22 protein-coding genes are annotated in these 24,626 nt (G+C 68.8%); 10 read left to right on the top strand and 12 right to left on the bottom strand.

The features are described from left to right. The coding region (locus JC881_RS08615; protein WP_198785294.1) for an extracellular solute-binding protein at positions 1-758 on the bottom strand (758 nt) is incomplete at its 3' end. Positions 759-788: 30 nt separating this feature from the next. After that, on the bottom strand, positions 789-2,141 hold the full coding sequence (locus JC881_RS08610; RefSeq protein WP_198785293.1) for a sn-glycerol-1-phosphate dehydrogenase: 1,353 nt from the start codon (positions 2,139-2,141) through the stop codon (positions 789-791). 137 nt (positions 2,142-2,278) lie between these two features. Here JC881_RS08610 and JC881_RS08605 point away from each other — a divergent pair, with 137 nt between their 5' ends. After that, positions 2,279-3,238, top strand: a complete 960-nt coding sequence (locus JC881_RS08605; protein WP_198785292.1) for a sugar-binding transcriptional regulator — start codon at positions 2,279-2,281, stop codon at positions 3,236-3,238. Here the strand turns inward: JC881_RS08605 and JC881_RS08600 are convergent. Continuing rightward, positions 3,214-4,506 (bottom strand): YVTN family beta-propeller repeat protein, encoded by a 1,293-nt coding sequence (locus tag JC881_RS08600; RefSeq protein WP_198785291.1) that lies wholly within the window; start codon positions 4,504-4,506, stop codon positions 3,214-3,216. The genes JC881_RS08605 and JC881_RS08600 overlap by 25 nt on opposite strands. A 143-nt stretch (positions 4,507-4,649) precedes the next feature. Between JC881_RS08600 and JC881_RS08595 the strand changes: the two genes are divergently transcribed. After that, positions 4,650-5,225: a sigma-70 family RNA polymerase sigma factor gene (locus JC881_RS08595; protein WP_233101644.1), complete on the top strand. Its 576-nt coding sequence runs from the start codon at positions 4,650-4,652 to the stop codon at positions 5,223-5,225. Further along, entirely contained in the window at positions 5,212-5,904 is a 693-nt protein-coding gene (locus tag JC881_RS08590; protein WP_198785290.1) for an anti-sigma factor family protein, read from the top strand. Before JC881_RS08595 ends, JC881_RS08590 begins: the two co-directional genes overlap by 14 nt. 36 nt (positions 5,905-5,940) lie before the next feature. Here the strand turns inward: JC881_RS08590 and JC881_RS08585 are convergent, their stop codons facing one another. The 8 genes from JC881_RS08585 to JC881_RS08550 all read right to left on the bottom strand — a co-directional run bounded on the left by JC881_RS08585 (position 5,941) and on the right by JC881_RS08550 (position 14,780). Further along, positions 5,941-7,185: an MFS transporter gene (locus tag JC881_RS08585; protein ID WP_198785289.1), complete on the bottom strand. Its 1,245-nt coding sequence runs from the start codon at positions 7,183-7,185 to the stop codon at positions 5,941-5,943. 268 nt (positions 7,186-7,453) lie between these two features. Beyond that, positions 7,454-8,146, bottom strand: a complete 693-nt coding sequence (urtE, locus tag JC881_RS08580; protein WP_042581180.1) for an urea ABC transporter ATP-binding subunit UrtE — start codon at positions 8,144-8,146, stop codon at positions 7,454-7,456. Positions 8,147-8,158: 12 nt separating this feature from the next. Next, positions 8,159-9,037 (bottom strand): urea ABC transporter ATP-binding protein UrtD, encoded by an 879-nt coding sequence (urtD, locus tag JC881_RS08575; RefSeq protein ID WP_198785288.1) that lies wholly within the window; start codon positions 9,035-9,037, stop codon positions 8,159-8,161. Next, positions 9,034-10,260, bottom strand: a complete 1,227-nt coding sequence (urtC, locus tag JC881_RS08570; RefSeq protein WP_198785287.1) for an urea ABC transporter permease subunit UrtC — start codon at positions 10,258-10,260, stop codon at positions 9,034-9,036. Before urtC ends, urtD begins: the two co-directional genes overlap by 4 nt. Further along, positions 10,257-11,804, bottom strand: coding sequence for an urea ABC transporter permease subunit UrtB (gene urtB / locus JC881_RS08565; protein ID WP_198785286.1), 1,548 nt, complete (start codon positions 11,802-11,804; stop codon positions 10,257-10,259). The genes urtC and urtB overlap by 4 nt, the downstream gene beginning before the upstream one ends. Positions 11,805-11,986: 182 nt before the next feature. Further along, positions 11,987-13,255 (bottom strand): urea ABC transporter substrate-binding protein, encoded by a 1,269-nt coding sequence (gene urtA, locus JC881_RS08560; protein ID WP_176659534.1) that lies wholly within the window; start codon positions 13,253-13,255, stop codon positions 11,987-11,989. Between the two features lie 117 nt (positions 13,256-13,372). Then, the gene (locus JC881_RS08555; protein ID WP_198785285.1) at positions 13,373-13,702 is read right to left on the bottom strand and encodes a nucleotide pyrophosphohydrolase; all 330 of its coding nucleotides are present in this window, start codon (positions 13,700-13,702) and stop codon (positions 13,373-13,375) included. A 136-nt stretch (positions 13,703-13,838) separates the two neighbouring features. Beyond that, entirely contained in the window at positions 13,839-14,780 is a 942-nt protein-coding gene (locus JC881_RS08550) for a LysR family transcriptional regulator (protein ID WP_198785284.1), read from the bottom strand. A gap of 93 nt (positions 14,781-14,873) precedes the next feature. On the opposite strand from JC881_RS08550, the gene JC881_RS08545 reads away from it, so the two are divergent. The 4 genes from JC881_RS08545 (at position 14,874) to JC881_RS08530 (ending at position 20,952) form a co-directional block, all read left to right on the top strand. Beyond that, positions 14,874-16,709: a gamma-glutamyltransferase family protein gene (locus JC881_RS08545; RefSeq protein WP_198785283.1), complete on the top strand. Its 1,836-nt coding sequence runs from the start codon at positions 14,874-14,876 to the stop codon at positions 16,707-16,709. Between the two features lie 44 nt (positions 16,710-16,753). Beyond that, positions 16,754-17,719, top strand: a complete 966-nt coding sequence (locus JC881_RS08540) for a Bug family tripartite tricarboxylate transporter substrate binding protein (protein WP_198785282.1) — start codon at positions 16,754-16,756, stop codon at positions 17,717-17,719. Further along, positions 17,712-18,257: a GAF domain-containing protein gene (locus tag JC881_RS08535; RefSeq protein ID WP_233101643.1), complete on the top strand. Its 546-nt coding sequence runs from the start codon at positions 17,712-17,714 to the stop codon at positions 18,255-18,257. Before JC881_RS08540 ends, JC881_RS08535 begins: the two co-directional genes overlap by 8 nt. Positions 18,258-18,456: 199 nt before the next feature. Beyond that, a complete protein-coding gene (locus tag JC881_RS08530) occupies positions 18,457-20,952 on the top strand; it encodes a DUF6351 family protein (protein ID WP_198785281.1) in 2,496 nt (831 codons plus the stop codon). A 42-nt stretch (positions 20,953-20,994) separates the two neighbouring features. On the opposite strand, the gene JC881_RS08525 is transcribed toward JC881_RS08530, so the two are convergent. Beyond that, the gene (locus tag JC881_RS08525; RefSeq protein WP_332875205.1) at positions 20,995-21,738 is read right to left on the bottom strand and encodes an IclR family transcriptional regulator domain-containing protein; all 744 of its coding nucleotides are present in this window, start codon (positions 21,736-21,738) and stop codon (positions 20,995-20,997) included. Between the two features lie 139 nt (positions 21,739-21,877). Here JC881_RS08525 and JC881_RS08520 point away from each other — a divergent pair, with 139 nt between their 5' ends. Genes JC881_RS08520 through JC881_RS08510 form a run of 3 tightly spaced genes read left to right on the top strand, consistent with a single transcriptional unit; the run spans position 21,878 to position 24,625 of the window. Continuing rightward, the gene (locus JC881_RS08520) at positions 21,878-22,858 is read left to right on the top strand and encodes a Bug family tripartite tricarboxylate transporter substrate binding protein (RefSeq protein ID WP_198785279.1); all 981 of its coding nucleotides are present in this window, start codon (positions 21,878-21,880) and stop codon (positions 22,856-22,858) included. 21 nt (positions 22,859-22,879) lie between these two features. Beyond that, positions 22,880-24,124, top strand: coding sequence for an aromatic ring-hydroxylating dioxygenase subunit alpha (locus JC881_RS08515; RefSeq protein ID WP_198785278.1), 1,245 nt, complete (start codon positions 22,880-22,882; stop codon positions 24,122-24,124). A gap of 36 nt (positions 24,125-24,160) precedes the next feature. Beyond that, positions 24,161-24,625, top strand: a complete 465-nt coding sequence (locus tag JC881_RS08510; protein WP_198785277.1) for an aromatic-ring-hydroxylating dioxygenase subunit beta — start codon at positions 24,161-24,163, stop codon at positions 24,623-24,625. Position 24,626 lies beyond the last annotated feature (1 nt).

The following is a 24,626-nucleotide window of genomic DNA, read 5'->3' as shown; positions in this document are numbered from 1 at the left end:
GCGATCTGCATCACGCCGTCGTCGATCCATTTCTTGATGCGCCCGACCTGCGAGACCACCGAGGTCTTGTTGTAGGTGAACTCGGTGTCCAGGCCCTGGTAGCCGTTGGCCTTGGTGGCGTAAGGCAGGTCGTTGATGGCGCTGTAGTTCTCCAGCAGGCTCCAGTGGTAGTCGCCCGCGAGCACCGAGCCGCAGGCCGAGATGCCCTTCTGCTTGATGGCGTAGAGCTGCTTTTCCAGCTCCTGCCAGGTCTCGGCGGGCTTGGCGAAACCGGCCTTCTCGAAGTGCGTCTTGTTGTACCAGAGGATGGGCGACGACGAATTGAAGGGCATCGTCATGAGCTTGCCCTTGTAGCTGTAGAAGCCCGCCACGGGCTTGACGAAATCGGCCCACTCGACCTTGTAGCCGCGCTGGTCGAGCAGGTCCTGCACGGGCATCGTCGCGTCCGAGAGCAGCATGGTCATGAAGCCGCGTTCGTAGATCTGCACGAGCGCGGGCGCGCGCTTGGCGCGGTAGGCGGCGATGGTGCCGTTGATGACCTCGTCGTAGTTGCCCTTGTTGACGGCCACCACCACGTACTTCTGCTGCGAGGCGTTGAAGTTCTTCACCAGTTCGTCGACGCGCTCGCCGAGCGCGCCGCCCATGGCGTGCCACCACTGGATCTGCACGGGTTGTGCCGCTGCCGGCATGGCGCTCGCGAGCCATAGCGCGGATGAGATGGCCAGCGTGGCCAGGGTGCTGCGTCGTTCGAGATTCATCGCTGTCTCCTGTGGATCGTGGGTGCAGGTTCAGGCGGACCAGAAGCCGCCGGGGCTGAAGAGATCGGTGATCGCGGCATCGAGCCAGCCGAGGTCATCGAGCAGGTCGAGCACCGTGTAGCGGCGCCGGATGAGGCGCGCGCGGCGGTAGTCGGCGGCCAGGCGCGCGGCGGCGATGCCCAGGTCGTCGGGGTGCGCGGCGCCGCCGAGGGTGCGCAGGCGCTGCTGCATGTCGGCTGCGCCGATGAGCTGGTGCGCGAGTTGGGCGCGCAGGTCGGGCCAGAGGGCGGCGAGGTTTTCGATGCGCGCGCGGCGGCCGCCGGCGGCGCGCTTGGCTTGCATCTCCTCGCGTGCGGCGGTGCGGAATTCTTCGCGGTCGAAGGCGGCCTCGATCTCTTGGGCGAGTGCGCTGTCGTCCCAGCCGTCTTGTGCCTGTACTGCGGCCGATGCGAAGGCGGCATCGGGCCGCGCCAGCAGCCATTCGTACATCGCGAGCATCGCGACGCAGCCGACGCCCACGCAGGCGCCGTGCGCGGCGGGTTCGCCGTCGATCTGCAGGTTCTCCATCTCCCACAAATGGGAGAACTGGTGGTCGCTGCCGCTGGCCGGGCGCGAGTTGCCGTGGGCCTGCATCGCGAAGCCGCTGACCAGGAGGCCCGCCATGAGATCGCCCGTGGCCTCGGGGTCGCGCGCGGCGATGCGGCCGGGCGCGCCGAGCCAGTCGCGCAGGTGCGCCTGCACCATGTCGTAGGGGCGGCGGCTCAGGGCCTCGACGCCCAGCGCATCGGCCAGCAGCCAGTCGGCGCCGGCCACGGTCTTGCCCGCGAGATCGCCGTAGCCCCACGCCGTCATGCGCGCGGGCGCGGCGCCCAGCACGCCCAGGTCAGCGAGCACCGCAACGGGCGGCGGGCACGCGAGCGTGCGCTTGAAGCCGTCTTCATCGAGAAGCGCCGCGCCGGAAGCGGCATAGCCGTCCATCGAAGCGGCGGTGGCGAAGCAGACGTAAGGCTTGCCCGCGATCGACGCCGCATGCTTGACCAGGTCGCTGATGACGCCCGAGCCCACCGCCACCGGCGTGAGGTCGTGCGCGGCCAGCTGGCGCGCGATGGTGGCCGAGGCCGACACGCGCGGTTTGAGGCGCGGCCGCGCGGGCAGCATGAGCGGCGGCGCGAGCGCGATGCCGCGCGCTTCGAGCAAGGCCTGCGCGGCCTCGCCCGCGACGTCCCAGGTGGTCTCGTCGGTCACGAGCATCCAGCGCGCACCGGGGGCGGCGCGCTGCAGCACGTCGGGCATCGCGCGCACCGCGGCACGCTCGACGACGACTTCTTTCGTGACCGCGGCATCGCGCAATGCGGCCCGCAGCGGGGATGTCTGTTCGCTCATGTCTCCAGGGATTCTTGCGCCGGATTCGCCGGCGATGAACAAGTGTATATTCTGAAATGCATTTGTTTCAAGCAGGTGACTACCCGGTGTTTTCACCATCACGCGGCAGAATCGGCACACAACAACGGAGCATTCGGATGGCTGAGGAAGATCAGGTGGCCGTGCGCGTGGCCTGGCTCTACTACATGGAGGGGCTGACGCAAGACGGCATCGCCACGAAGCTCGGGCTCACGCGGCTGCGCGTGAACCGGCTGCTCGGCGAGGCGCGCGAGAGCGGGCTCGTGAGCATCAAGATCAACTCGCGCCACGAGGGGTGCCTGAGGCTCGAAGAGGAGCTGCGCACGGTGTGCGGCCTGCGCGAAGCGGTGATCATTCCGACGCCCGAGAGCCCCGACCTCATTCCGGTGCTGCTGGGCCGCACGGCGGGCGAATACCTGTCGCGGCTGCTGGAAACGCAGCGCGTGCGGGGCCTGGGCGTGGGCTGGGGCGCGACGCTGCGCGAGGCGATCCGCCACGTCACGCCGGGGCAATGGCCGAACCTGCACGTCAACTCGATCATGGGCGGGCTCACGCGCGGGCTGGAGATCAACACCTTCGAGACCGCGAGCGCGTTCGCCGCGCGGCTCGGCGCGCAGTGCAGCTACCTGGCCGCGCCGCTGTACGCGGGCAGCGCGAAGTCGCGCGACACCATCGTCTCGCAGGATGTGTTCAAGGAGGCGTTCAGTCAGATCGCGGCCAACGACGTCGCGCTGCTGAGCGTGGGCGACCTCAGCACGCGGTCATTGCTGGTGCGCTACGGGCTGCCCAAGGACGTGCCCGTGGCGGGCCTGAAGCAGGCCAAGGCGGTGGGCGACATCATCGGCCAGTTCCTCGACCGCCACGGCAAGCCCGTGAAGCACGCGCTGAACCAGCGCGTGGTGGCGCCCTCGCTCGAAGAGCTTGCCCGTATTCCGACGGTGATCGTCGCCTCGGGCGGCGAGAACAAGGCGCCGATCATCGCGGCCGTGCTGCGGGCGAAATTGCTGTCGGTGCTGATCTGCGACGAGCAGACGGCGCGCGCGGCGCTGAAGCTCTACGAGGCGCTCGGCGCGCGCTGAGCCGAAGACGCCGCGGCGCGCGACGGCGCCGCCACCACCGTGACCCGCGCCGTCATGTACGGGTGCACCGAGCAGGCGTAGTCGTACACGCCCGGCTTGTCGAAGCTGCGCGCGAAGGCCTTGCCGGGCAGCAGCAGGTCGATGCCGGCCGAACCGTCCTTGAAGACCACGCCGTGCGGCGCGCCGTCGTCGTTCTGCCACGTCAGGGTCTGGCCGACGCTGACGGTGACCTGCGCGGGCTCGAACGCGAAGTTGCGGATGGCAACGTGGGCCGAGCCGCCGGCGTGCGCGCGGCCCGGGCCGGCCATGCGCTGCACGGCGATCTTGCGCGGCGCATTGCCCACCGCCACGGTGTGCGCCGGCCCGCCCGCCAGGTCGATCACGCTCACGTCGTTGGAGCCTTCGTTGCTCACCCACAGCTTCTTGCCGTCCGCCGAGATGTCGAGCCAGTGCGGCTGCTTGCCCACGCCGATGCTGCGGCCCGGCGCGCGCGCCGCCGGGTCGAACAGCATGACCTCGCCCGGCCCCTGCACGACCACCACGCCGCTGGCCATGCCGGCGAAGTGCTGGGCGATGTGAGGCGAGACGCCCGTGGCGACAGGCGTCTGCCACTGGTTCGTCGCCGCATCCAGCACCTGCACGGCGGCCACGCCCGCCAGCGTCAGGTACAGCGCCTTGCCATCGTGGCCGAACTCCAGGTCGCGCGGCGCCTTCTCCAGCGGGATCTCGGCCACCGCCTTGCGTGTCGCCAGGTCGATGACCACCAGCGCGAAATGCCCCGGCTCCTGTGAGGCGACATAGGCCTGCCGGCCGTCGGGCCGCACGGCGATGGTGTGCGGCTTGGGCACGGGCACGGTGGCGCTCACGGCGTGCGTCGCGGTGTCGACGAAGGCCACGCGGTCGTCGCCGTTGACGGCCACCAGCACCCAGCGGCCGTCAGCCGTCGCAGCCAGTCCCTGCGGGCCCTTGCCGACCTCGATGGTGTGCGCGACGCTGTCGGTCGCGGCATCGATCTCGCTCAGCGCGGAAGCGCTGGCCCCGCTCACGAACACGCTGCGCCCGTTCGGGGAGATGACGATGCCGTCCGGCCCCGCGGCCACCGGCACCGTGGCGAGCACCCGCTCGGTGCCGGTGTCGATCACGCTGACCGTGCTGTCCTTGAAGTTGCCGACGTAGGCCTTGGGGCCCGCGGCCAGCGCGGTGAAAGCGAAGGTGCTCGAGGCCGCGAGAACGGCGAGGATGCGCGCAAGCCGGGGAATGGCGATCATGATGAAAGACTCCAGACAAAGAGTGGAAAGAGAATCGACGCAAGGCATGACGCACGGCGCGCCCCGCTTATTCCCCGCAGGCCTCGAAAAAAAAGATGGAATAAAACGCGCGCTCGCCGCGTCATGCAGGAAGAACCAATCCATTGACCGATCTGACCGACCGCACCCGCCAGTTCGAAGCCGCCGCGCTGCCGCATCTCGATGCGGCATGGAACCTTGCGCGCTGGCTGTTGCGCGACGACCAGTTGGCCGACGACGCGGTGCAGGAGGCGTACCTGCGGGCCTTTCGTTTTTTCGAGAGCCTGCGCGGCGAGAACGCGCGGCCCTGGCTGCTGGGCATCGTGCGCAATGCCTGCTACGACTGGATGCGGCAGAACCGGCAGCTGGCCGACCAGCTGGAATTCGACGAGCTGCGCGACAGCGAGGCAGCGGCATCCCCGGCCTCTTCGGATGCGGGCGACCCGGCCCGGCAGTGGGAGCAGCGCGTGCAGGGCGAGCGCATCAATGCCGCCATCGACGCCCTGCCCGCGGTCTATCGCGAGGTGATCGTGCTGCGCGAGCTGGAGGAGATGCGCTATGAAGACATCGCGCGCATTGCCGGCGTGCCGCTGGGCACGGTGATGTCGCGGCTCTCGCGCGCCCGGGCCCTGCTGCGCGAAAGCCTGCGCGACGAACGCCCGGGCAACACGGCGGAAAGGACACACCATGCCAATTCCTGACGACGAGCTGGGGCTGATGGTCCGGCGCCACGCCGTGCGGCACACGCCGCCGGCGGCGCTGGCCGGGCGCATCGCGCAGGCGCTGCGTTCCGAGGCAGGCACGACGGCCGCTGCCGCGCCTGCCGTCCCCGTGCACGGCCGACGCAACCGGCGCGGCTGGTGGCAGGGGCTGGTCGGCTTCGGCGCCGGCGCGGCCACGGCCTGGGGTCTTGCGCTTGTTCTGCTGGCAGCCCCGATGGCGCCGCAGGACGCGTTGGGCGAGGCCGTCGCGGCCAACCATGTGCGCTCGCTGATGGCCTCGCATCTGGCCGACGTGGCCTCGACCGACCAGCACACGGTGAAGCCGTGGTTCGCCGGCAAGCTCGACTTCTCGCCGCCCGTGGTCGACCTGGCCGCCGAAGGCTTCGCGCTCACCGGCGGGCGGCTCGACTACCTGGATGGGCGCACGGTGGCGGCGCTGGTCTACCGGTCAGGCCCGCATGTCATCAACCTCTTCGTCTGGCCCGCGGCCGATGCGAAGGCGCAGGCGCCCGCCTTCTCCACGCGGCAGGGTTACCAGCTCGCGCACTGGGCGCAAGGCGGCATGCAGGCATGGGCCGTGTCGGACCTGAACGCGGCCGAGCTGCGGAACTTCACGACGCTGCTGCGCGAGAGAACGGCGCCACCGGCCGCGCAGTAGGCCGGCGACGCGGCAGCTGGCCCGGAGCGCGAAAGATCAGGCGGCCATTTGCGGGCGCCGCGCATCGGCGCGCGCGCTCATCACACCCCAGCCGAAGATGCCGATGCCGGCGAGCGCGAGCAGTGCGCCGACCCAGCCGGTCGAGGTCCAGCCCAGGCCCGCGGCAATCGCCACGCCGCCGAGCCACGCGCCCAGTGCATTGGCCATGTTGAAGGCCGAATGGTTGAGCGCGGCGGCGAGCGTCTGCGCATCGCCGGCCACGTCCATCAGGCGGATCTGCAGCGCCGGGCCGATGGCCACGGTGGTGCCGATGAGGAACACGCCGATGGCGGCCGTGACCACGTGCTGCGCCGCGAAGGTGAAGAGCGCGAGCACCAGCACCGCGTACACGAGCACGCCGGCGATGGTGCGCATGAGCGACTTGTCGGCCATCCGCGAGCCCACGATATTGCCGGTGACCATGCCCAGGCCGAACAGCGCGAGCACGAAGGGCACGTTGTGCACCGACAGGTGCGCCACCTCGGTGAGCGTCGGCTTGATGTAGCTGAACACCGCGAACATGCCGCCGAAGCCGATGGCGCTGATGCCCAGCGTGAACCACACCTGCTTGCGCTTGAGCGCGCCGAGCTCGCGCCACGGGCTGGCGCCGGCCGCGGCGGCGATGTCGGGCACGTCGCGGCGCAGGAGCACCACGGCCACGAGCGCGATCACGCCGACGAACACGAAGGCCGCGCGCCAGCCGAAGAGCTGGCCGAGCCATGCGGCGATGGGCACGCCGACCAGCGTGGCGCCGGTGAGCCCGAGCATCACGAGGCCGACTGCGCGCGCGCGGCGCCCGGGTGGCGCGAGCGTCGCGGCCACGAGCGCGGCCACGCCGAAGTAGGTGCCGTGCGGCAGGCCCGTGGCAAAGCGCAGCAGGTTGAGCGAGAGATATCCCGGCGCCATCGCGCTGGCAAAATTGCCGGCCGCGAACACGGCCATCAGTGCGATCAGCAAGGCGCGCCGGCCCCACCCTGCCGCGAGCACGGCCAGCACCGGGGCGCCGACGACCACGCCGAGCGCATAGGCGCTGATGACGTGGCCGGCCTGCGGAATGCTGACGTCGATGTCGCGCGCGACTTCGGGCAGCAGGCCCATGATGACGAATTCGCCCGTGCCGATGGCGAAGCCGCCGACCCCGAGCGCGAGCACGGCCCGCACGAAATTGACGGGCTTCGACGACGGCGAAGTGACGGAAACAGTGGTGTCCGCGCTGTCCAGCGCGGGTGGGGAGGCGTTCAAGGCCAGGCTCCTGGGAGGGCGCCCGGCGGCGACGGGCAAGGGTCAATTTTAGGGTAAACCCTGAATCGAGACCGATACGCAGATGCCAAGACCCCGCGGTGCCGCAACGTTGAACGGCTGCATGTCCGTAGCCAACCCCTGAACTCTCATGCGGTGCCGTCGGGAATTCATTCCAGGAACACCGCGGAACCGGCTTTGCCGGGCCGCTGGTGTTGCCCCCTGCAAGGGGGTTGGCGGCCACACGAAGTGGGCAAGCCTGGGGGTGTGCCTAAATCGCCACGAGCTGGCGCACGCCCTGCGCTTCCATGTCCTTGCCCAGGCCGCGCGCGATGACCTCGCCGCGCTCCATCACGAGGTAGTCGTCGGCCAGTTCCTGCGCGAAGTCGTAGTACTGCTCGCACAGCACGATGGCCATGTCGCCGCGGTCGGCCAGCATGCGGATGACGCGGCCGATGTCCTTGATGATGCTCGGCTGGATGCCTTCGGTGGGCTCGTCCAGGATCAGCAGCTTGGGCTTGGGCGCGAGGGCGCGCGCGATGGCCAGTTGCTGCTGCTGCCCGCCCGAGAGGTCGCCGCCGCGCCGGTTGATCATCTGCTTCAGCACCGGGAAGAGCTCGAACAGCTCCGACGGAATGGGCGTGCTGCCGCTCTTGTAGGCCAGGCCCATGCGCAGGTTCTCTTCGACCGTGAGCCGCGCGAAGATCTCGCGGCCCTGCGGCACGAAGCCGATGCCCGCCCTCGCCCTGTCGTACGGCGTGGCCTTCTGGATCGGCTTGCCCTCCAGCTCGATGCTGCCGCTCTTGATGGGCACGAGGCCCATCAGCGACTTGAGCAGCGTCGTCTTGCCCACGCCGTTGCGGCCCAGCAGCACGGTGACCTTGCCGAGCGTCGCTTGAAAGCTCACGTCCCGGAGGATGTGCGAGCCGCCGTAGTACTGGTGGATGTTCTTGACTGTCAGCATGGCTTCGGTTCCTCAGCGGCCCAGGTAGACCTCGATCACGCGCTCGTCGGCCTGCACCTCGTCGAGCGTGCCCTGCGCGAGCACCGAGCCGTCGCACAGCACCGTGACGATCTCGGAGATGGTGCGGATGAAGCTCATGTCGTGCTCCACCACCATCAGCGAATGCTTGCCCTTGAGCGTGAGAAAGAGCTCGGCGGTGCGCGCCGTTTCCTCATCGGTCATGCCGGCCACGGGCTCGTCGAGCAGCAGCAGCTTGGGGTCCTGCATCAGGAGCATGCCGATCTCCAGCCACTGCTTCTGGCCGTGGCTCAGGTTGCCCGCGAGACGCGACACGCTGTCGGCCAGGTGAATGGTCTCGAGCACTTCGGCCAGGCGATCGCTCTGCGCCGAGTCGAGCCTGAACAGCATCGAGGCGCGCACGCCCTTGTTGGTCTTCAACGCGAGTTCGAGGTTCTCGAACACGGTGAGGTGCTCGAACACCGTCGGCTTTTGGAACTTGCGGCCGATGCCCAGCTGCGCGATGTCGGCTTCTCGGTGGCGCAGGAGGTCGATGGTGCTGCCGAAGAACACGGTGCCCGAATCGGGCCGGGTCTTGCCGGTGATGATGTCCATCATCGTGGTCTTGCCCGCGCCGTTGGGGCCGATGATGCAGCGCAGCTCGCCCGGTGCGATGTCCAGCGAGAGCTTGTTGATGGCCTTGAAGCCGTCGAAGCTCACGCTCACGTCTTCCAGGTACAGGATGCGGCCGTGCGTGACGTCGACCTCGCCCGGCGTCGCGATGCGGCCGAAGCCGGCCTCGCGGCCGCCCGATTCGGTGCTGCCGCTCACATAGTGAATGCCGCTGGCGCGCGCCGCGCGCTCGGCGCCGGCGTCCATCAGGTCGGGCGTCATGCGCGGGCTCCCTTCACGTCGGCGGCCAGCGGCGCGTGCAGCGCCTCGGGCTCCATGCCCTGCCCTGCGGCCATGGCGCGCTGCGCCTCTTCACGGCCTGCGCTCGGCGCGGCCGGTGCCGCCTTCTCCCTGGACAACCACTTCTTCACCAGACCCACGATGCCGTTCGGCAAGAACAGCGTGACAGCAATGAACAAGGCGCCCAGGAAGTACAGCCAGTACTCCGGGTACGCGACGGTGAGCCAGCTCTTGGCGCCGTTGACGATGAAGGCGCCGATGATCGGCCCGATCAGCGTGGCGCGCCCGCCGACGGCCGCCCAGATCGCGATCTCGATGGAGTTGGCCGCGCTCATCTCGCCCGGGTTGATGATGCCCACCTGCGGCACATAGAGCGCGCCGGCCACGCCGCACATCACGGCCGAGATGACCCAGATCGTGAGCTTGTAGGGCAGCGGGTTGTAGCCCGAGAACATCACGCGCGTTTCCGCATCGCGAATGGCCTGCAGCACGCGGCCGAATTTGCTGCCGATGAGCCACCTGGCGAAGAGGAAGAAGCCCAGCAGCGTGAGGCCGGTGAGCGCGAAGAGCGTCATGCGCATTTCCTGCGTGGCGATCGGGATGTTCAGGATGCGCTTGAAGTCGGTGAAGCCGTTGTTGCCGCCGAAGCCCGTCTCGTTGCGAAAGAACAGCAGCATCGCCGCGAAGGTCATGGCCTGCGTGATGATCGAGAAATACACGCCCTTGATGCGCGAGCGGAAGGCGAAGAAGCCGAACACGAAAGCGATCACGCCCGGCACCGCGACGATGAGGATCAGCGTGGCGATGAAGCTGTCGCTGAAGGTCCAGTGCCAGGGCAGCGTCTTCCAGTCGAGGAACACCATGAAGTCCGGCAGGTCGCTCTTGTAGTTGCCGTCGCGGCCGATCTGGCGCATCAAGTACATGCCCATCATGTAGCCGCCGAGCGCGAAGAAGAGGCCGTGGCCCAGCGAGAGGATGCCGGTGTAGCCCCAGATCAGGTCCATGGCCAGCGCGCAGATGGCGTAGCACATGATCTTGCCGACCAGCGCCACCGCGTAGTCGCTCATGTGCAGCGGGCTGTCCGCCGGCACCACGATGTTGAGCACCGGCGCCACCGCGCACACGACGATCAATGCGACGAAGAAGGCCGTCCAGCCCTTGCCGCTCAAGAGCGGCCCTTTGGTTGGCAAAACGACTTTGCTCATGCCTCTGCGCTCCGGCCCTTCATCGCGAAGATGCCTTGCGGACGCTTCTGGATGAAGATGATGATGAAGACAAGCACCGCGATCTTCGCGAGCACCGCGCCCGCCCAGCCTTCGATGAACTTGTTGAGAATGCCCAGCCCCAGCGCCGCATACACGGTGCCCGCGAGCTGGCCGACGCCGCCCATCACGACCACCATGAAGCTGTCCACGATGTAGCTCTGGCCGAGGTCCGGCCCGACGTTGCCGATCTGGCTCAGCGCGCAGCCCGCCAGGCCCGCGATGCCCGAGCCGAGCGCGAAGGCGTAGGTGTCGATGCGCGCGGTGTTCACGCCCATGCACGAGGCGATCGGGCGGTTCTGCGTCACGCCGCGCACGAAGAGGCCCAGGCGCGTCTTGCCGATGAGCCAGCCAATCGCGAGCAGCACGAGCACCGCGAAGACGATGATGCAGATGCGGTTCCACGGCAGCGTGACGTTGCTCAACATCGTGAAGCCGCCGCTCATCCAGCCGGGGTTTTCCACGCCGACGTTCTGCGCGCCGAAGAGCGTGCGCACCAGCTGCTGCAGCATCAGGCTGATGCCCCAGGTGGCCAGCAGCGTCTCCAGCGGCCGGCCGTAGAGAAAGCGGATGACGCCGCGCTCGAGCACCGCGCCCACGAGCGCCGAGGCGAGGAACGACACGGGAATCGCCGCGACCAGGTACCAGCCGAACGCCGCCTCGGGCATGTACTTCTGGAAGATGCCCTGCATCACGTAGGTGGCGTAGGCGCCGATCATCATCAGCTCGCCGTGCGCCATGTTGATGACGCCCATGAGGCCGTAGGTGATCGCCAGGCCCAGCGCCGCGAGCAGCAGCACCGAGCCCAGGCTGATGCCGCTGAACACGGCGTTGATGCGGTCGCCCCAGACCAGCGCGCCGTCGATGTTGGCGATGGAGGCGGCGATCGCCGTCTTCACGTCGGCCTCGGTCTCGTCGGCCAGGCGCTGGTTCAGCAGCAGCTTGGTGTCGGGGTTGCGGTTGCTGCCCAGCTCCTTGGCGGCCGCGAGGCGCTTGGCCTTGTCGGCGCTGGTGAGCATGCCGGCGGCGCGCACGAGTTCGAGCTGCGCCTTGATCTTCGGGTTGGTCTCGGCGGCCAGCGCCTTCTCGACCATCGGAATGCGCGATTCGTCGGGCTCCTTGAAGAGCGCCTGCGCGGCTTCGGCGCGCACCGCGTCGTCCTTGCTCGTGAGCTTGAGCGCGGCCTGCGCGGCATCGAGCGCGCCGCGCATGAGGTTGTTGTTGACGACGTCTTCGGCGGTGTCGGGCACCTTCAGCTCGGTGCCCGTCACAGGGTCGTAGCCTTTGTCGTCCTTCATCACGAAGACCTTGTCTTCGGTGTACTTCACGGCGTCGTCGGACATCGCCTGGATGAACGCGGCGGTCTTCTCGTCGGCGGTGAGCACGGCCTTGTTGAGCGCGGCGATGCGGGCTTCGGACTCGCCGGAGGCGATGGCCCGGGCTTCGTCGGCGGTCAGCGCGTGGGCGGCCGTTGCCATGAGCAGCATGGCGGCGAATGCGCAGTGAAGGGTTCGTCGAAGCATCATGAACTTGGAAGTTGGGTTGGCCCCCTCCCCTTCCGGGGGAGGGTTGGGGTGGGGGCACGCGGCGCCCGGACAAGCGCGATGCTCGATCGACCGCCGTCAGCCCCCACCCCTGCCCTCCCCCAGAGGGGGAGGGAGAAACACACTTACATCGACTTGCCGGCGGGGTAGTCAGGCTTCTTGTCGTTGCCTTCGATGTACGGGCTCCAGGGCTTGGCCTTCACCGGACCCGGCGTCTTCCACACCACGCTGAACTGGCCGTCGGCCTTGATCTCGCCGATGAACACGCTCTTGTGCAGGTGATGGTTCTTCTCGTCCATCTTGGAGACGATGCCCGAGGGGGCCGTGAAGGTCTGGCCGGCCATCGCCGCGATCACCTTGTCGGTGTCGGTCGACTTGGCCTTCTCCACGGCCTGCTTCCACATGTGGATGCCGATCCAGGTGGCTTCCATCGGGTCGTTGGTGAGCGGCTTGTCCTTGTGGCCGGCGATGTTCTTGGCCTTGGCGTAGTCGCTCCACTGCTTGATGAACGCCGTGTTGGTCGGGTTCTTGATCGACATGAAGTAGTTCCATGCCGCCAGGTGGCCCACCAGCGGCTTGGTGTCCACGCCGCGCAGTTCTTCCTCGCCCACCGAGAAGGCGACGACCGGCACGTCCTTGGCCTTCAGACCCGCGTTGCCCAGTTCCTTGTAGAAGGGCACGTTGGAGTCGCCGTTGATGGTAGAGACCACCGCCGTCTTGCCGCCGGCCGAGAACTTCTTGATGTCGGCCACGATGGTCTGGTAGTCGCTGTGGCCGAAGGGGGTGTACTTCTCGTCGATATCGGTGTCCTTCACGCCCTTGCTCTTCAAGTAGGCGCGCAGGATCTTGTTGGTCGTGCGGGGGTAGACGTAGTCGGTGCCCAGCAGCACCCAGCGCTTGGCGCCGCCGCCTTCCTTGCTCATCAGGTAGTCGACGGCCGGAATGGCTTGCTGGTTGGGCGCGGCGCCCGTGTAGAACACGTTCTTGGAGAGCTCTTCGCCCTCGTACTGCACGGGGTAGAAGAGGAGACCGTTCATTTCCTCGACCACCGGCAGCACCGACTTGCGCGACACCGAGGTCCAACAGCCGAAGATCACCGAGACCTTGTCCTGGCCGAGCAGCTGCTTGGTTTTTTCAGCGAAGAGGGGCCAGTTGGAGGCCGGGTCGACCACCACGGGCTCGAGCTGCTTGCCCAGCACGCCGCCCTTCTTGTTGATGTCGTCGATGGCCATCAGCACCGTGTCTTTCAACACGGTTTCCGAAATGGCCATCGTGCCCGACAGCGAGTGCAGCACGCCGACCTTGATGGTGTCGGCGGCAAATGCGGGCGCAGCAGAAATGCTGGCCAGCGCGACGGCGGCGGTGAGCGCCTTGAGTGTGAAACGACGTTGCATGTGGACTCCTGCTCCGGTTGGGTTGAACCTTGTCGACAGCACGCGGCTGGCGATGGAGAGGAGTCTGCGGAATGCACCAACAAGGGGAAATACGCCGGGTGGCGTACACGGAGGTACTCAGGCGGGTGGATCGATGGGCGCCGGATATTTCTGCGCGTTGACGAGCATCTTGCTTCGCGCCGCGTCGACCAGATCGATGCCGAGCTTGTCGGCGAGCTGCAGCAGATAGAGGAACACATCCGCCATCTCGGCGCCGACCTCCGCGCGCTTCTCGGCGTCGAGCGATCGGCTCTGTGCTTCGGTGAGCCACTGGAAATGTTCGAGCAGTTCGGCCGCTTCGACCGAAAGCGCCGAGGCGAGGTTCTTGGGGGAGTGGTAAGGCTCCCAGGCCCGGGCCTGCGCGAAGTCGCGCAGGGCCTGGACCAGCGATTTGAGTTCGGATTCCATGGGGCACCTGAGGTTCGGCGAGCCGCTGGCGCAGCGGCTGCACAGGGGAAAGCCATCCTAGCCGCAGGCGCTGGCGGCTCTTCCCTTCCACGCGCACACGGTCACAGCCGCGCGGACATCCGATGCAGCTGCGGATCTACGTCCCCCGGCGAAGGCCCTGCAGCGCCCTCGTCATCGCATCCACGATCCCCGCATTGGCCGCATCGTGCAGCCTCACCACGCCCACGGGCGGCAGGTTCCATTGCAGGCGCTGGGGCATCACGCGGGCGCCGCTCGCGTCGGCCACTTCCTGCGCGATGTCGTCGGGCAGGATGGTGACCGCGTCGGGCATGTGCCGCAGCACCGAGACCAGCGTTTTCTGCGCGTAGGCCTCCAGCAGAGGCACCGGCACCGGCTGCCCCGCCGAGGCGAAGATCGAATGGATCATCTGGCGGATCGGCGTGTCCTCCGGCGGAAAGATCCAGTGCAGGGAAACAAAGGCTTCCCAGTCCAGCCCGCGCCGCGCCAGCCGCTGCGCGGCCGCGCGCGACACCACCAGGCGCGGCTCCTGCGTGTAGAGAAACTCCTGCGCGAGCCCGGCTTCGGCGCTGGCCGAGGTGAAGCGGCAGATCGCGCAGTCCAGCGTGCGCGCGCGCACGGCCTGCACCAGCGCATGCGTCGTGGCCTCCTCGACCACGAAGCCCAGGCGCGGCCGCACGGCCAAAAGGTGCTGCCAGACCGCGTCCTGCGTGGCGCGCGCGAGAAACGGCAGCACGCCGATGCGCAGCCGCCCCTGCAGGCCCGTGCCGAGCGCGGCCAGGTCCTGGCCCAGCGATTGCGCATCGGCCAGCGCCACGCGTGCCCGCGCCAGTACCAGGAGGCCCGCGGGCGTGGGCTCCAGGCCGCGCCGGCTGCGGGTGAACAGCGGGGTCATGAAGATGTTCTCGATCTCGCCGAGCGCGCGCGTGACGGTCGGCTGACTGAGCCCCAGGTGCTCGGCCGCGCGGCTGACCGAGCGCTGCCGTTCGAGTTCGGCCAGAAGCGCGAAATGGCGCAGCTTGAGCCGCGGCGTGAGGTGCTGGAGCGTGGGCGCTGACATGCCGGGATGCTAAATCAGAGCCATAGCAATCGATGCATGCATTCATCAGCAAATATGTGCTTCCGGCTATCCGATGTTTTTACACTCGGCCGCATGTTCACCACCCGCCCTGAAATCGCCGGCACCTTCGGCGTCGCCTCATCGACTCACTGGCTGGCCTCGCAGACCGCGATGGGCGTGCTCGAACGCGGCGGCAACGCCTTCGACGCCGCCGTGGCGGGCGGCTTCGTGCTGCAGGTGGTCGAGCCGCACCTGAACGGCCCCGGCGGCGAGGCGCCGATCCTGCTGTGGAGCGAGCGCGAGCAGCGCATGCACGCCCTGCGCGGACAAGGCTGCGCGCCGGCCGATGCCACCGCCTCGGCCTTCCGCGCACTCGGCTTCGAGCAGGTGCCGGGCATCGGCCTGTTGGGTGCGACGGTGCCGGGCGCCTTTTCGGCCTGGCTCACCATGCTGCGCGAGCACGGCACCTGGTCGCTGGCCGAGGTGCTGGCACCGGCGATCGGCTATGCGCGCGACGGCTTTCCGCTGGTGCCGCGGGTCGCAGAGGCGATCCTCGCGGTGCGCGGGCTCTTCATCGAACACTGGCATTCGTCGGCCGAGGTGTGGCTGCCCGGCGGCAGGCTGCCGCAGCCCGGCTCGCTGTTCCGGCTGCCGGCGCTGGCCGCGACCTACAGCCGCATCGTGGAGACGGCCGAGCGCGAAGGCAGCGGCCGCACCGGCGTGATCGACGCGGCGATCCGCACCTGGCAGCAGGGTTTCGTCGCGCGTGAGATCGATCGCTACTGCCGCAACACCTCCGTGCGCGACAGCAGCGGCGAGGCGCACGCGGGCCTCTTGCGTTTCGACGACATGGCCGAATGGCGCGTCGCCACCGAGGCGCCGCTCACGGCCGAGTTCGGGCGCTACACGGTCGCCAAGTGCGGCTTCTGGAGCCAGGGGCCGGCTTTCCTGCAGCAGCTGGGCATGCTGCGCCACGCCGGGCTCGAACATCACGTGCCCGGCTCGGCGGGCTTCGTGCATCGCATCACCGAAGCCGCCAAGCTCGCGCTGGCAGACCGGCTCGCGTGGTACGGCACGGCATCCGGCGCGCGCGGCGATGCACAAGAGGCGCTGCTGTCGGAGGCCTACCTGCGCGAACGCTGGGCGACGGTCGATCTGCAGCGCGCCTCCGAAGTCCTGCGGCCCGGTACGCCCCTGGGCCTCGCGCCGCGCCTGCCCGACCTGGACGTGAGCGCGCGAACGCTGCGCACCGCCGACACGCGCTTCGGCATCGGCGAGCCCACCTTCGCCGCGCTGCCGCCGGTCGCCGAATGGGCCGAGCGCGAGATCTTCGTGGGCGACACCTGCCACATCGACGTGGTCGACCGGCACGGCAACATGGTCGCGGCCACGCCCTCGGGCGGCTGGCTGTCGTCGAGCCCGACGATTCCGGCGCTGGGCTTCGCGCTGAACACCCGGCTGCAGATGAGCTGGCTCGACGAGGGCCTGCCCGGCTCCGTGGAGCCACGCGTCGCGCCCTGCACCACGCTCTCGCCCTCGATGGCGCTGCGCGACGGCGAGCCCTACATGGCGTTCGGCACGCCCGGCGGCGACCAGCAGGACCAGTGGTCGGTCGGCTTCTTCCTGCGCCATGCGGTGCACGGCATGAACCTGCAGCAGGCCATCGATGCGCCGGCCTGGCACGTCAAGCACGCGCCCAGTTCGTTCTGGCCGCGCCAGACCACGCTCAACACGCTCACGCTGGAATCGCGCTTCGAGCCCGAGACGATCGACGCGCTGCGTGCGATGGGCCACCGCGTGCAGGTCGGCGATGCCTGGTCCGAAAGCCGCATGTCCGCCTGCAGCCGCGAGCGCGATGCGCAAGGCCGGCTCGTGCTGCGCGCCGGCGCCAATCCGCGCGGCATGCAGGGCTACGCGGTGGGCCGCTGAGGCGCTTTCGCTTTGTTCAATTTCGTTCCAAGGACTTCATCACCATGTTCCAACGTGTCTTGCGGGGCCTGCTTGTGCTGGCCCTCACCTGCACCGCACAGGCCGGCTTCGCCGCCTATCCCGAGAAGCCGATCACGCTGATCGTTCCCTGGGCCGCGGGCGGCTCCACCGACATCCTGGCGCGCGCCATCGCCGAGCAGCTCACCAAGTCGATGGGCCAGCCGGTGGTGGTCGACAACCGTGTCGGCGCCTCCGGCAACATCGGCTCGAACTTCGTCGCCAAGGCCAAGCCCGATGGCTACACGCTCCTGATCGGCTCGATGAGCACGCACGCGATGAACCCGGCGCTCATGCCCGGCATGCCCTTCAACGGCACGGACGACTTCACGCCCATCGCGCTGGTGGCCAACGTGATCAACACGATGGTCATCAACCCATCGGTGCCGGCCAAGAACCTTCGCGAATTCATCGCCTACGCCAAGGCCAACCCGGGCAAGCTCGCGTATGCCTCGGCCGGCGGTGGCTCCACCAACCACCTGAGCGCCGAGATGTTCAAGAAGGCCGCGGGCATCGACATGCTGCACGTGCCCTACAAGGGCGGCGCGCCGGCCGTGCTCGACACCGTGGGCAACCAGACGCAGGTGCTGTTCTCCGCGGGCACGCAGACGCTGCCGCACGTGAAGGCGGGCAAGCTGCGCCTCCTGGCCGTGACGGAGCCCAAGCGCTCCTCGCTGCTGCCCGACACGCCCACCGTCGCCGAGACGCTGCCCGGCTACGAGATGAGCGTGTGGTACGCCGCGTTCGGCCCGGCGGGCATGCCCGTCGAACTGGTGACGCGCCTGAACACCGAGATCAACAAGGCGCTGGCCGTGCCCGAAGTGCGCGCGCGCATGGATTCGATGGGCGTCGAGCTGGTGAAGAGCACGCCCGAGCAACTGGCCACGTCGCTGCGCAGGGACACCCAGCGCTACGACAAGATCATCAAGGACCTGGGGATCAAGCTTGACTGAGGTCGACGCGGACGTGGACGTGCTGCCGCTCTCGGTCTGCCTGCCGCTCTGCGACGCGCTGCCGCGCGCCGCCACCTTCGAGGCCGCGATGGCGCACATCGAGGCGGCGCGCCTCGCGCTGCTCGGCCCGGGCCTGCTCACGGTGAACCTGAACGCGACGACGGCGGACGATCCGCCGGACGAAGTGCAGCTGCAGCGCCTCTGGTCCTCCAACCCGCGGGCCTATCCGGTCGCCGGCCGCAAGCGCAAGACGCTCACGCCGTGGACGCGGCAACTGCTCGTGCGCGCCGAGGTCTTCATCGGCGAGGGCGACGCGGCATTGGCCCAGGTGTTCGACGACCACGCGCTCATCGCCGCGCTGGGCCTGCGCGCCGTGGTGAACGTGCCGCTGCTGGAGGACGGCCGGTGCGCCGCGACCTTCAACGTGCTGGGCACCAGGCCGCACTGGACGCCCGAGGAGATTGCGCGCGTGCGGCTGCTGGCGCTGCTGGCCACGCCGTGGGTGCTGCGCGCCCGCCGCGATGCGATGGGCGCCTGAACGGGGAAAGACGCGCTCCAAGGGCCGCTCCAAGGGCAAACCCTCGGGCGGCCCGAAAGTCATGCGAATGGCATCGCCGGGATAGGACCGGCGGCGCCGGGTCGTCCAAGAATCTCCATGTCCAAGGCGCGCGCCGCCTCGTTCGGGCCGGCCGGCCCGAAGGGCGTGCGCTGCAGCGCAGGACAGGAGACAAAAAACCATGACAACAAGACCGACGCGCGCGCCGATGCGCATTTCCCGACAGATGCGCCTGGCCGGTTCGACGGCCAGCCTGTCCCTGCTGCTTGCCGCTTGCGGCGGCGGTGGTGGCGGTGGCGGGTTCCCCTGGAACTTCGGGAACGGCGGCGGTGGTGGCAACGGCGGCGACGGCAGTGCCACCGGCCACATGGAAGTGCGCACGCTCTCGACCCGCGCCGACCTGGTCAGCGACGGCGACGTGCTGGTCGAGCTGGTGCCCGAAGGCGGCAATGCCGGCGGCCTGAAGGTCACGCTGAACGGCAAGGACATCACCGATGCGTTCGCCCGGCGCGCCGACGGCCGCATCACCGGGCTGGCCACGGGCCTGGCGGTGGGACCGAACACGATCAAGGCGAGCACCAAGCTCAACCGCGAAGCCACGCTCACGGTCGTCAACGCGCCGCGCAGCGGGCCGGTGCTCTCGAGCACGCAATTCACGCCGTACGTCTGCGCCACGCCGGCGCCCACGGCCGGCGCGGGGGCGACGCCCGCATCCAACGCCAGCGGCCTCTCGACCAGCGCCACCGATGCGCAGTGCAGCATCGCCACCGAGTTCAAGCTCTTCTATCGCACGCTCACCCCCGTGACGGCGGCACCGGGCGACGGCGGCTGCGCATTCGTATTGCCCGACCCCAGCCCCGCCACCGCGGGCGGGCCCGTTCCCCCGACGCCGGCCAACTCGTGCCTGCAGCCTTATGTGGCGGGCACCACGTCCGCATCGGCGGTCGCGAGCACCACCACGACGACCGGCGCAAAGGTGCCCTACATCGTTCGCGTGGAGCGCGGCACGATCAACCGCGGCATCTACGACATCGCCGTGCTGTTCGACCCGGCCGCCCCCTGGACCGCGACCGCTCCGCAACCGCAGTGGAACCGCAAGCTCCTCTATTCGTTCGGCGCGGGCACCGGCTTTCCGCGGCTGCAGTTCCGCTCGTCGCAGAACTGGGCCGACGATGCGGCGCTGTCGCGCGGCTTCATGGTCGTGGACAACAGCATGACCGACTCCCAACTCAACGGAAACCGCTACCTGGTGGCCGAGACGACGCTGATGATGAAAGAGCACGTCATCGACAGCTACGGCGAGGTGCTCTACATGATGGGCAACGGCGGCTCGGGCGGCGCGATCAACCAGAACAGCGTGGCCTCGCTGCTGCCCGGCGTGATCGACGGCACGCAGCTGGGCGTGGACTTCGCCGACTCCGAGACGACCGCCATGGAGGTGATGGACTGCGTGCAGCTGGTCAACTTCTACCAGTCGCCTGCGTGGACGGCCCTGCAGGCGGGCGCGACCCCGGTGCAGGTCAACGCGAAGAAGAAAGCGATCAACGGGCACCTGGACCACACCGCCTGCCACGGTTGGCTCACCTTCTTCGGCGGCCTCCTGAAAGCCGGCAACTACACGCCGCTGGCCGTGGCCGACAACGCCACCGGCGCGATCGTGCCGAGCGGCGCGCCGACCAACAACTGCCAGCTCCCGGCCTCCCTGGTCTACGACCCCGCGGGCAATCCCACGGGGCCGCGCTGCGGCATCACGGACGGCGCATCGAGCGTCTACGGCACGACGGCCAACGCGCTCGCGCCCAGCGGCGTGCGCGGGCTGAGCAACCTGGACAACGTGGGCATCCAGTACGGCCTGAAGGCGCTGAAGTCGGGCGCGATCTCGGCGGAAGAATTCGTCACGCTCAACGAGAAGGTCGGCGGCCAGGACACGGACGGCAACCTCTCCACCGCGCGCGCCGTGGCGGATGCCGATTCGCTCTCGATCGCCTACCGCGCCGGGCTCGTCTCGCCCGGCGGCAATCTCGCCAAGGTCGCGACGATCGACCTGCGCGCCTACGACGAGACCTACAACCTTCCGATCGGCCAGGCCGGCATCCACCAATACTGGCGCAGCTACGCGCACCGGGCCCGCATCGATGCGGCGGCCGGCGGGCATGCGAACCATGCGCTGTGGCGCTTCGGTCCGGCGGGCACGCCGCCTTCCATTCCCGTCGAAGCGTTCCTCGCGATGGATGCGTGGCTCACGGGCCTGGTGACGGCGAGCCCGAAGGAGTGGACCAACGCGGAGCGCACCCAGCAGCAGGTGGCCGCCGCGAAGCCGGCGGCCGCATCGGACCTGTGCTACCTGTCGGCCGACACGACGTTCTCCACCAAGGTGCTGAACACGGCGACCTGCGATGCCGACCCGGTGCTGCTGCCACAGGGTTCGCCGCGCCAGATCGCCGGTGGACCGCTGACGGAAGACATCCTGAAGTGCCAGCTGAAGCCGCTGGCCGCGGCCGACTACGCGCCCGTCACCTTCTCGCCGCTCCAATGGTCGCGCCTGCAGGCGGCCTTTGCGCAAGGCGTGTGCGACTGGAGCAAGCCGGGCGTGGGGCAGGTGCAGACGGCAGCGCCGATGACCTTCAGGGGCGGTGCGGGCGGCAAGCCGCTGGGGCCGCGGCCGGCGAGTTCGTGACCTTCGTGACTTTCGCGATCAGTCGCGCGCCGCACGCCTGATTCACGCGGCGTGCAGCCGCGTCACCAGGCTGCCGGCGGCCTTGCGCAACGCCGGCAGGAAGGTTTCGCGCACCTCCGCCAGCGTCATGCGCTCGGCGCGCACGGCGATGCTCATCGCCGCCATGACCTGGCCCGCGCGGTCGAACACGGGCACGGCCATCGAGCGCACGTCCAGTTCGAGTTCGCCGTCGTTGCTGGCGTAGCCCTCCTCGCGGCAACGCGCGACGAGCGCCAGCACCTCATCCGCATCGGTGACGGTGCGCGGGCTCAGGCGCGGGCGCGGCATCGCATGCACGCGTCGCGCCGCTTCATCGGGCGGCAAGCCCGCGAGCAGCACGCGCCCCAGCGCCGCGCAGTACGCGGGCAGCCGCGAGCCGATGCCCAGCCCCGTGCTCAGGCTGCGCCGCGCGGTGGAGCGCGCGATGATGATCGCGTCGTCGCCCTGCAGCATGGCCAGCGACGCCGACTCGCGCGTGCGCTCCGACAGCGCATCGAGCAGCGGCTGCGCGAGCGACGGCGCGGGCCGCGACGCGAGGTACGCGTGCGCCACCAGCAGCGCCTTCGGGAGCATCCAGAAGCGCTTGCCGTCGCTGTCGAGGTAGCCCAGCGTCTGCAGCGTGAGCAGCGAGCGGCGCGCCGATGCCGGCGAGCTCTGCGTGAGCCGCCCCACTTCCGACACCGTGAGGCGGCTGTGCTGGCGGCCGAAGCAGATCAGCACGTCGAGGCCCTTTTGCAGCGAGGCCACGAAATTCTTGTCGGGTGTGGCCTCTTCGCTAGGAGAACTCGCTTGGTTTTTGCGCATTGCGCAAATCTAGCTTGTTGCGCACGCCCTGGCAAAGAGACACTGGAATCCCCTCGATGCACGAAGAACACGGAGACAACCAATGTTCCAGAGACTCACCCGGCGCACGCTTGCGCTGCTGGCCTGCGCTTGCCTGACAGGCTTGCTCCAGGCGCAGGCCCACGCACAGAACGACAACAAGATCGCACGCCTCGTGGTGCCCTTTCCCGCCGGCGGCACCGCCGACATCCTGCCCCGCGTGGTGGCCGACAAGCTGCGCGATTTGTACCCCGCGGGCGTGGTGGTCGAGAACCGCACCGGCGCGGGCGGCAACATCGGCGCCGACGTGGTCTACCGCGCCGAGCCCGACGGCAAGACGCTGCTGGCCTCGCCGCCCGCGCCCATCGCCATCAACCAGCACCTGTACAAGAAGCTCGCGTTCGACCCGACGCGCTGGGTGCCCGTGACCGTGCTGGCCACCGTGCCCAACGTGCTGGTGGTCAACCCCAAGCTGCCGGTGCACAACGTGGCCGAGTTCATCGCCTACCTGAAGGCCAACCCCGGCAAGGTGAGCTTCGCCTCGCAGGGCAACGGCACCACCTCGCACCTGACGGCCAGTCTCTTCATGCAGCTCACGGGCACCGAGATGACGCACGTGCCCTACAAGGGCACCGCGCCCGCGCTGGTCGATCTCATCGGCGGGCAGGTGGACGTGTTCTTCGACAACGTCTCCTCGTCGCTGCAGTTCGAGCGCACCGGCAAGGTCCGCATCCTCGCGGTGGCTGACGAGCAGCGCTCCAAGGCGCTGCCCAACGTGCCCACCTTCGCCGAGCAGAAGCTGCCGGCCATGAACGCGGTCACGTGGTTCGCGGTCGTGGCGCCGCCGGGCACGCCCGCGGCCACGGTCGATGCCACGCAGAAGGCGATGGCCGCGGCGCTCGCGCTGCCCGATGTGAAGCAGAAATTCGCCGAGCAAGGCGCCGAGCCGCGCGGCTGGGACAGCGCCCGCACCGGCCAGTTCATCCAGGCCGAATCGGCCAAGTGGCACAAGGTCATCCAGGCCGCCAAGGTCACCATGGAATAAGCGACCCAGCGAAGAACCCTCATGCACAACGACATCCAACCCCAACCGGTCCACTGGTCCGGCCCCGGCCTCACGCGCATTCCGTTCGCGGTGTACAGCGACGCGCAGCTCGCCGCCGACGAGCAGGTGCGCATCTTCCGCGGCCCGGTGTGGAACTACCTCTGCCTGGAGGCCGAGCTGCCCGACGCCGGCAGCTACCGCACCACCTTCGCGGGCGAGACGCCGGTGGTGGTGGTGCGCGACGACGACGGCGAGATCTACGCCTTCGAGAACCGCTGCGCGCACCGCGGCGCGCTGATCGCACTCGAGAAATCGGGCCGCAGCGACAACTTCCAGTGCGTGTATCACGCATGGAGCTACAACCGCCAGGGCGACCTCACGGGCGTGGCCTTCGAGAAGGGCGTCAAGGGCCAGGGCGGCATGCCCGCGAGCTTCTGCAAGGAGGCGCACGGCCCGCGCAAGCTGCGCATCGCGAGCTTCTCGGGCCTGGTGTTCGGCAGCTTCAGCGACGACGTGCCCTCGATCGAGGAGTACCTGGGCGAGGAGATCTGCCAGCGCATCGAGCGCGTGTTGCACAAGCCGGTGGAGGTCATCGGCCGCTTCACGCAGGCGCTGCCCAACAACTGGAAGCTCTATGTGGAGAACGTCAAGGACAGCTACCACGCGAGCCTCCTGCACATGTTCTTCACCACCTTCGAGCTCAACCGCCTGTCGCAGAAAGGCGGCGTGATCGTGGACGAGACCGGCGGCCACCATGTGAGCTTCTCGATGATCGACGCGGCCGCCGAGAAAGACGCCTCGTACAAGGAGCAGGCCCTTCGCTCCGACAACGACCGCTACCGCCTGAAGGACCCGAGCGTCTTGGCCGGCTTCAAGGAGTACGACGACGGCGTGACGCTGCAGATCCTCTCGGTGTTCCCCGGCTTCGTGCTGCAGCAGATCCAGAACTGCCTGGCCGTGCGCCAGGTGCTGCCCAAGGGCACCGCGCGCACCGAACTGAACTGGACCTACATCGGCTACGCCGACGACACCCCCGCGCAGCGCAAGGTGCGCCTGAAGCAGTCGAACCTCGTGGGACCTGCGGGCTTCATCTCGATGGAAGACGGTGCGGTCGGCGGCTTCGTGCAGCGCGGCATCGCGGGCGCCGCGGACCACGAGGCGGTCGTCGAGATGGGCGGCGATGCGGCCGTCTCCGGCGAAGGCCGTGCCACGGAGGCCTCGGTGCGCGGCTTCTGGAAGGCCTACCGCCAGCACATGGGTGCCTGAGCCCCTGAGCCGCATCCGAAGAACGAGGACTCCCACATGATCGACCTGCTGGCGCTGTGCGCCTTCAACGCGGCCTACGCCGATGCCATCGACAGCGATGCGCTGGAGCAATGGCCCGGCTTCTTCACCGAAGACTGCCACTACCGCATCACCCACATCGAGAACGAGCGCGAAGGCCTCGCGGCCGGCATCGTCTACGCCGACTCGCGCGCGATGCTCGAAGACCGCATCGCCGCGCTGCGCGAAGCCAACATCTACGAGCGCCAGCGCTACCGGCACCTGCTGGGCATGCCGCTGGTGCAGCGCGCGGACGCCGAACTCGCGGAGGCGCGCACGCCCTTCCTCGTGGCGCGCATCATGGCCACGGGGCAGACCGAGGTGTTCGCCACCGGCGTCTACCAGGACCGCTTCGTGCGGCAGGACGGGCAACTGCGCCTGCAGTCGCGCGTGGCCGTGTGCGACAGCACCGTGACCGACACGCTGCTCGCGCTGCCGCTGTGAC

The organism is Variovorax sp. IB41, from assembly GCF_016405905.1.
GTDB lineage: Bacteria > Pseudomonadota > Gammaproteobacteria > Burkholderiales > Burkholderiaceae_C > Variovorax.
This window is presented reverse-complemented; position numbering and strand designations above follow the sequence as displayed.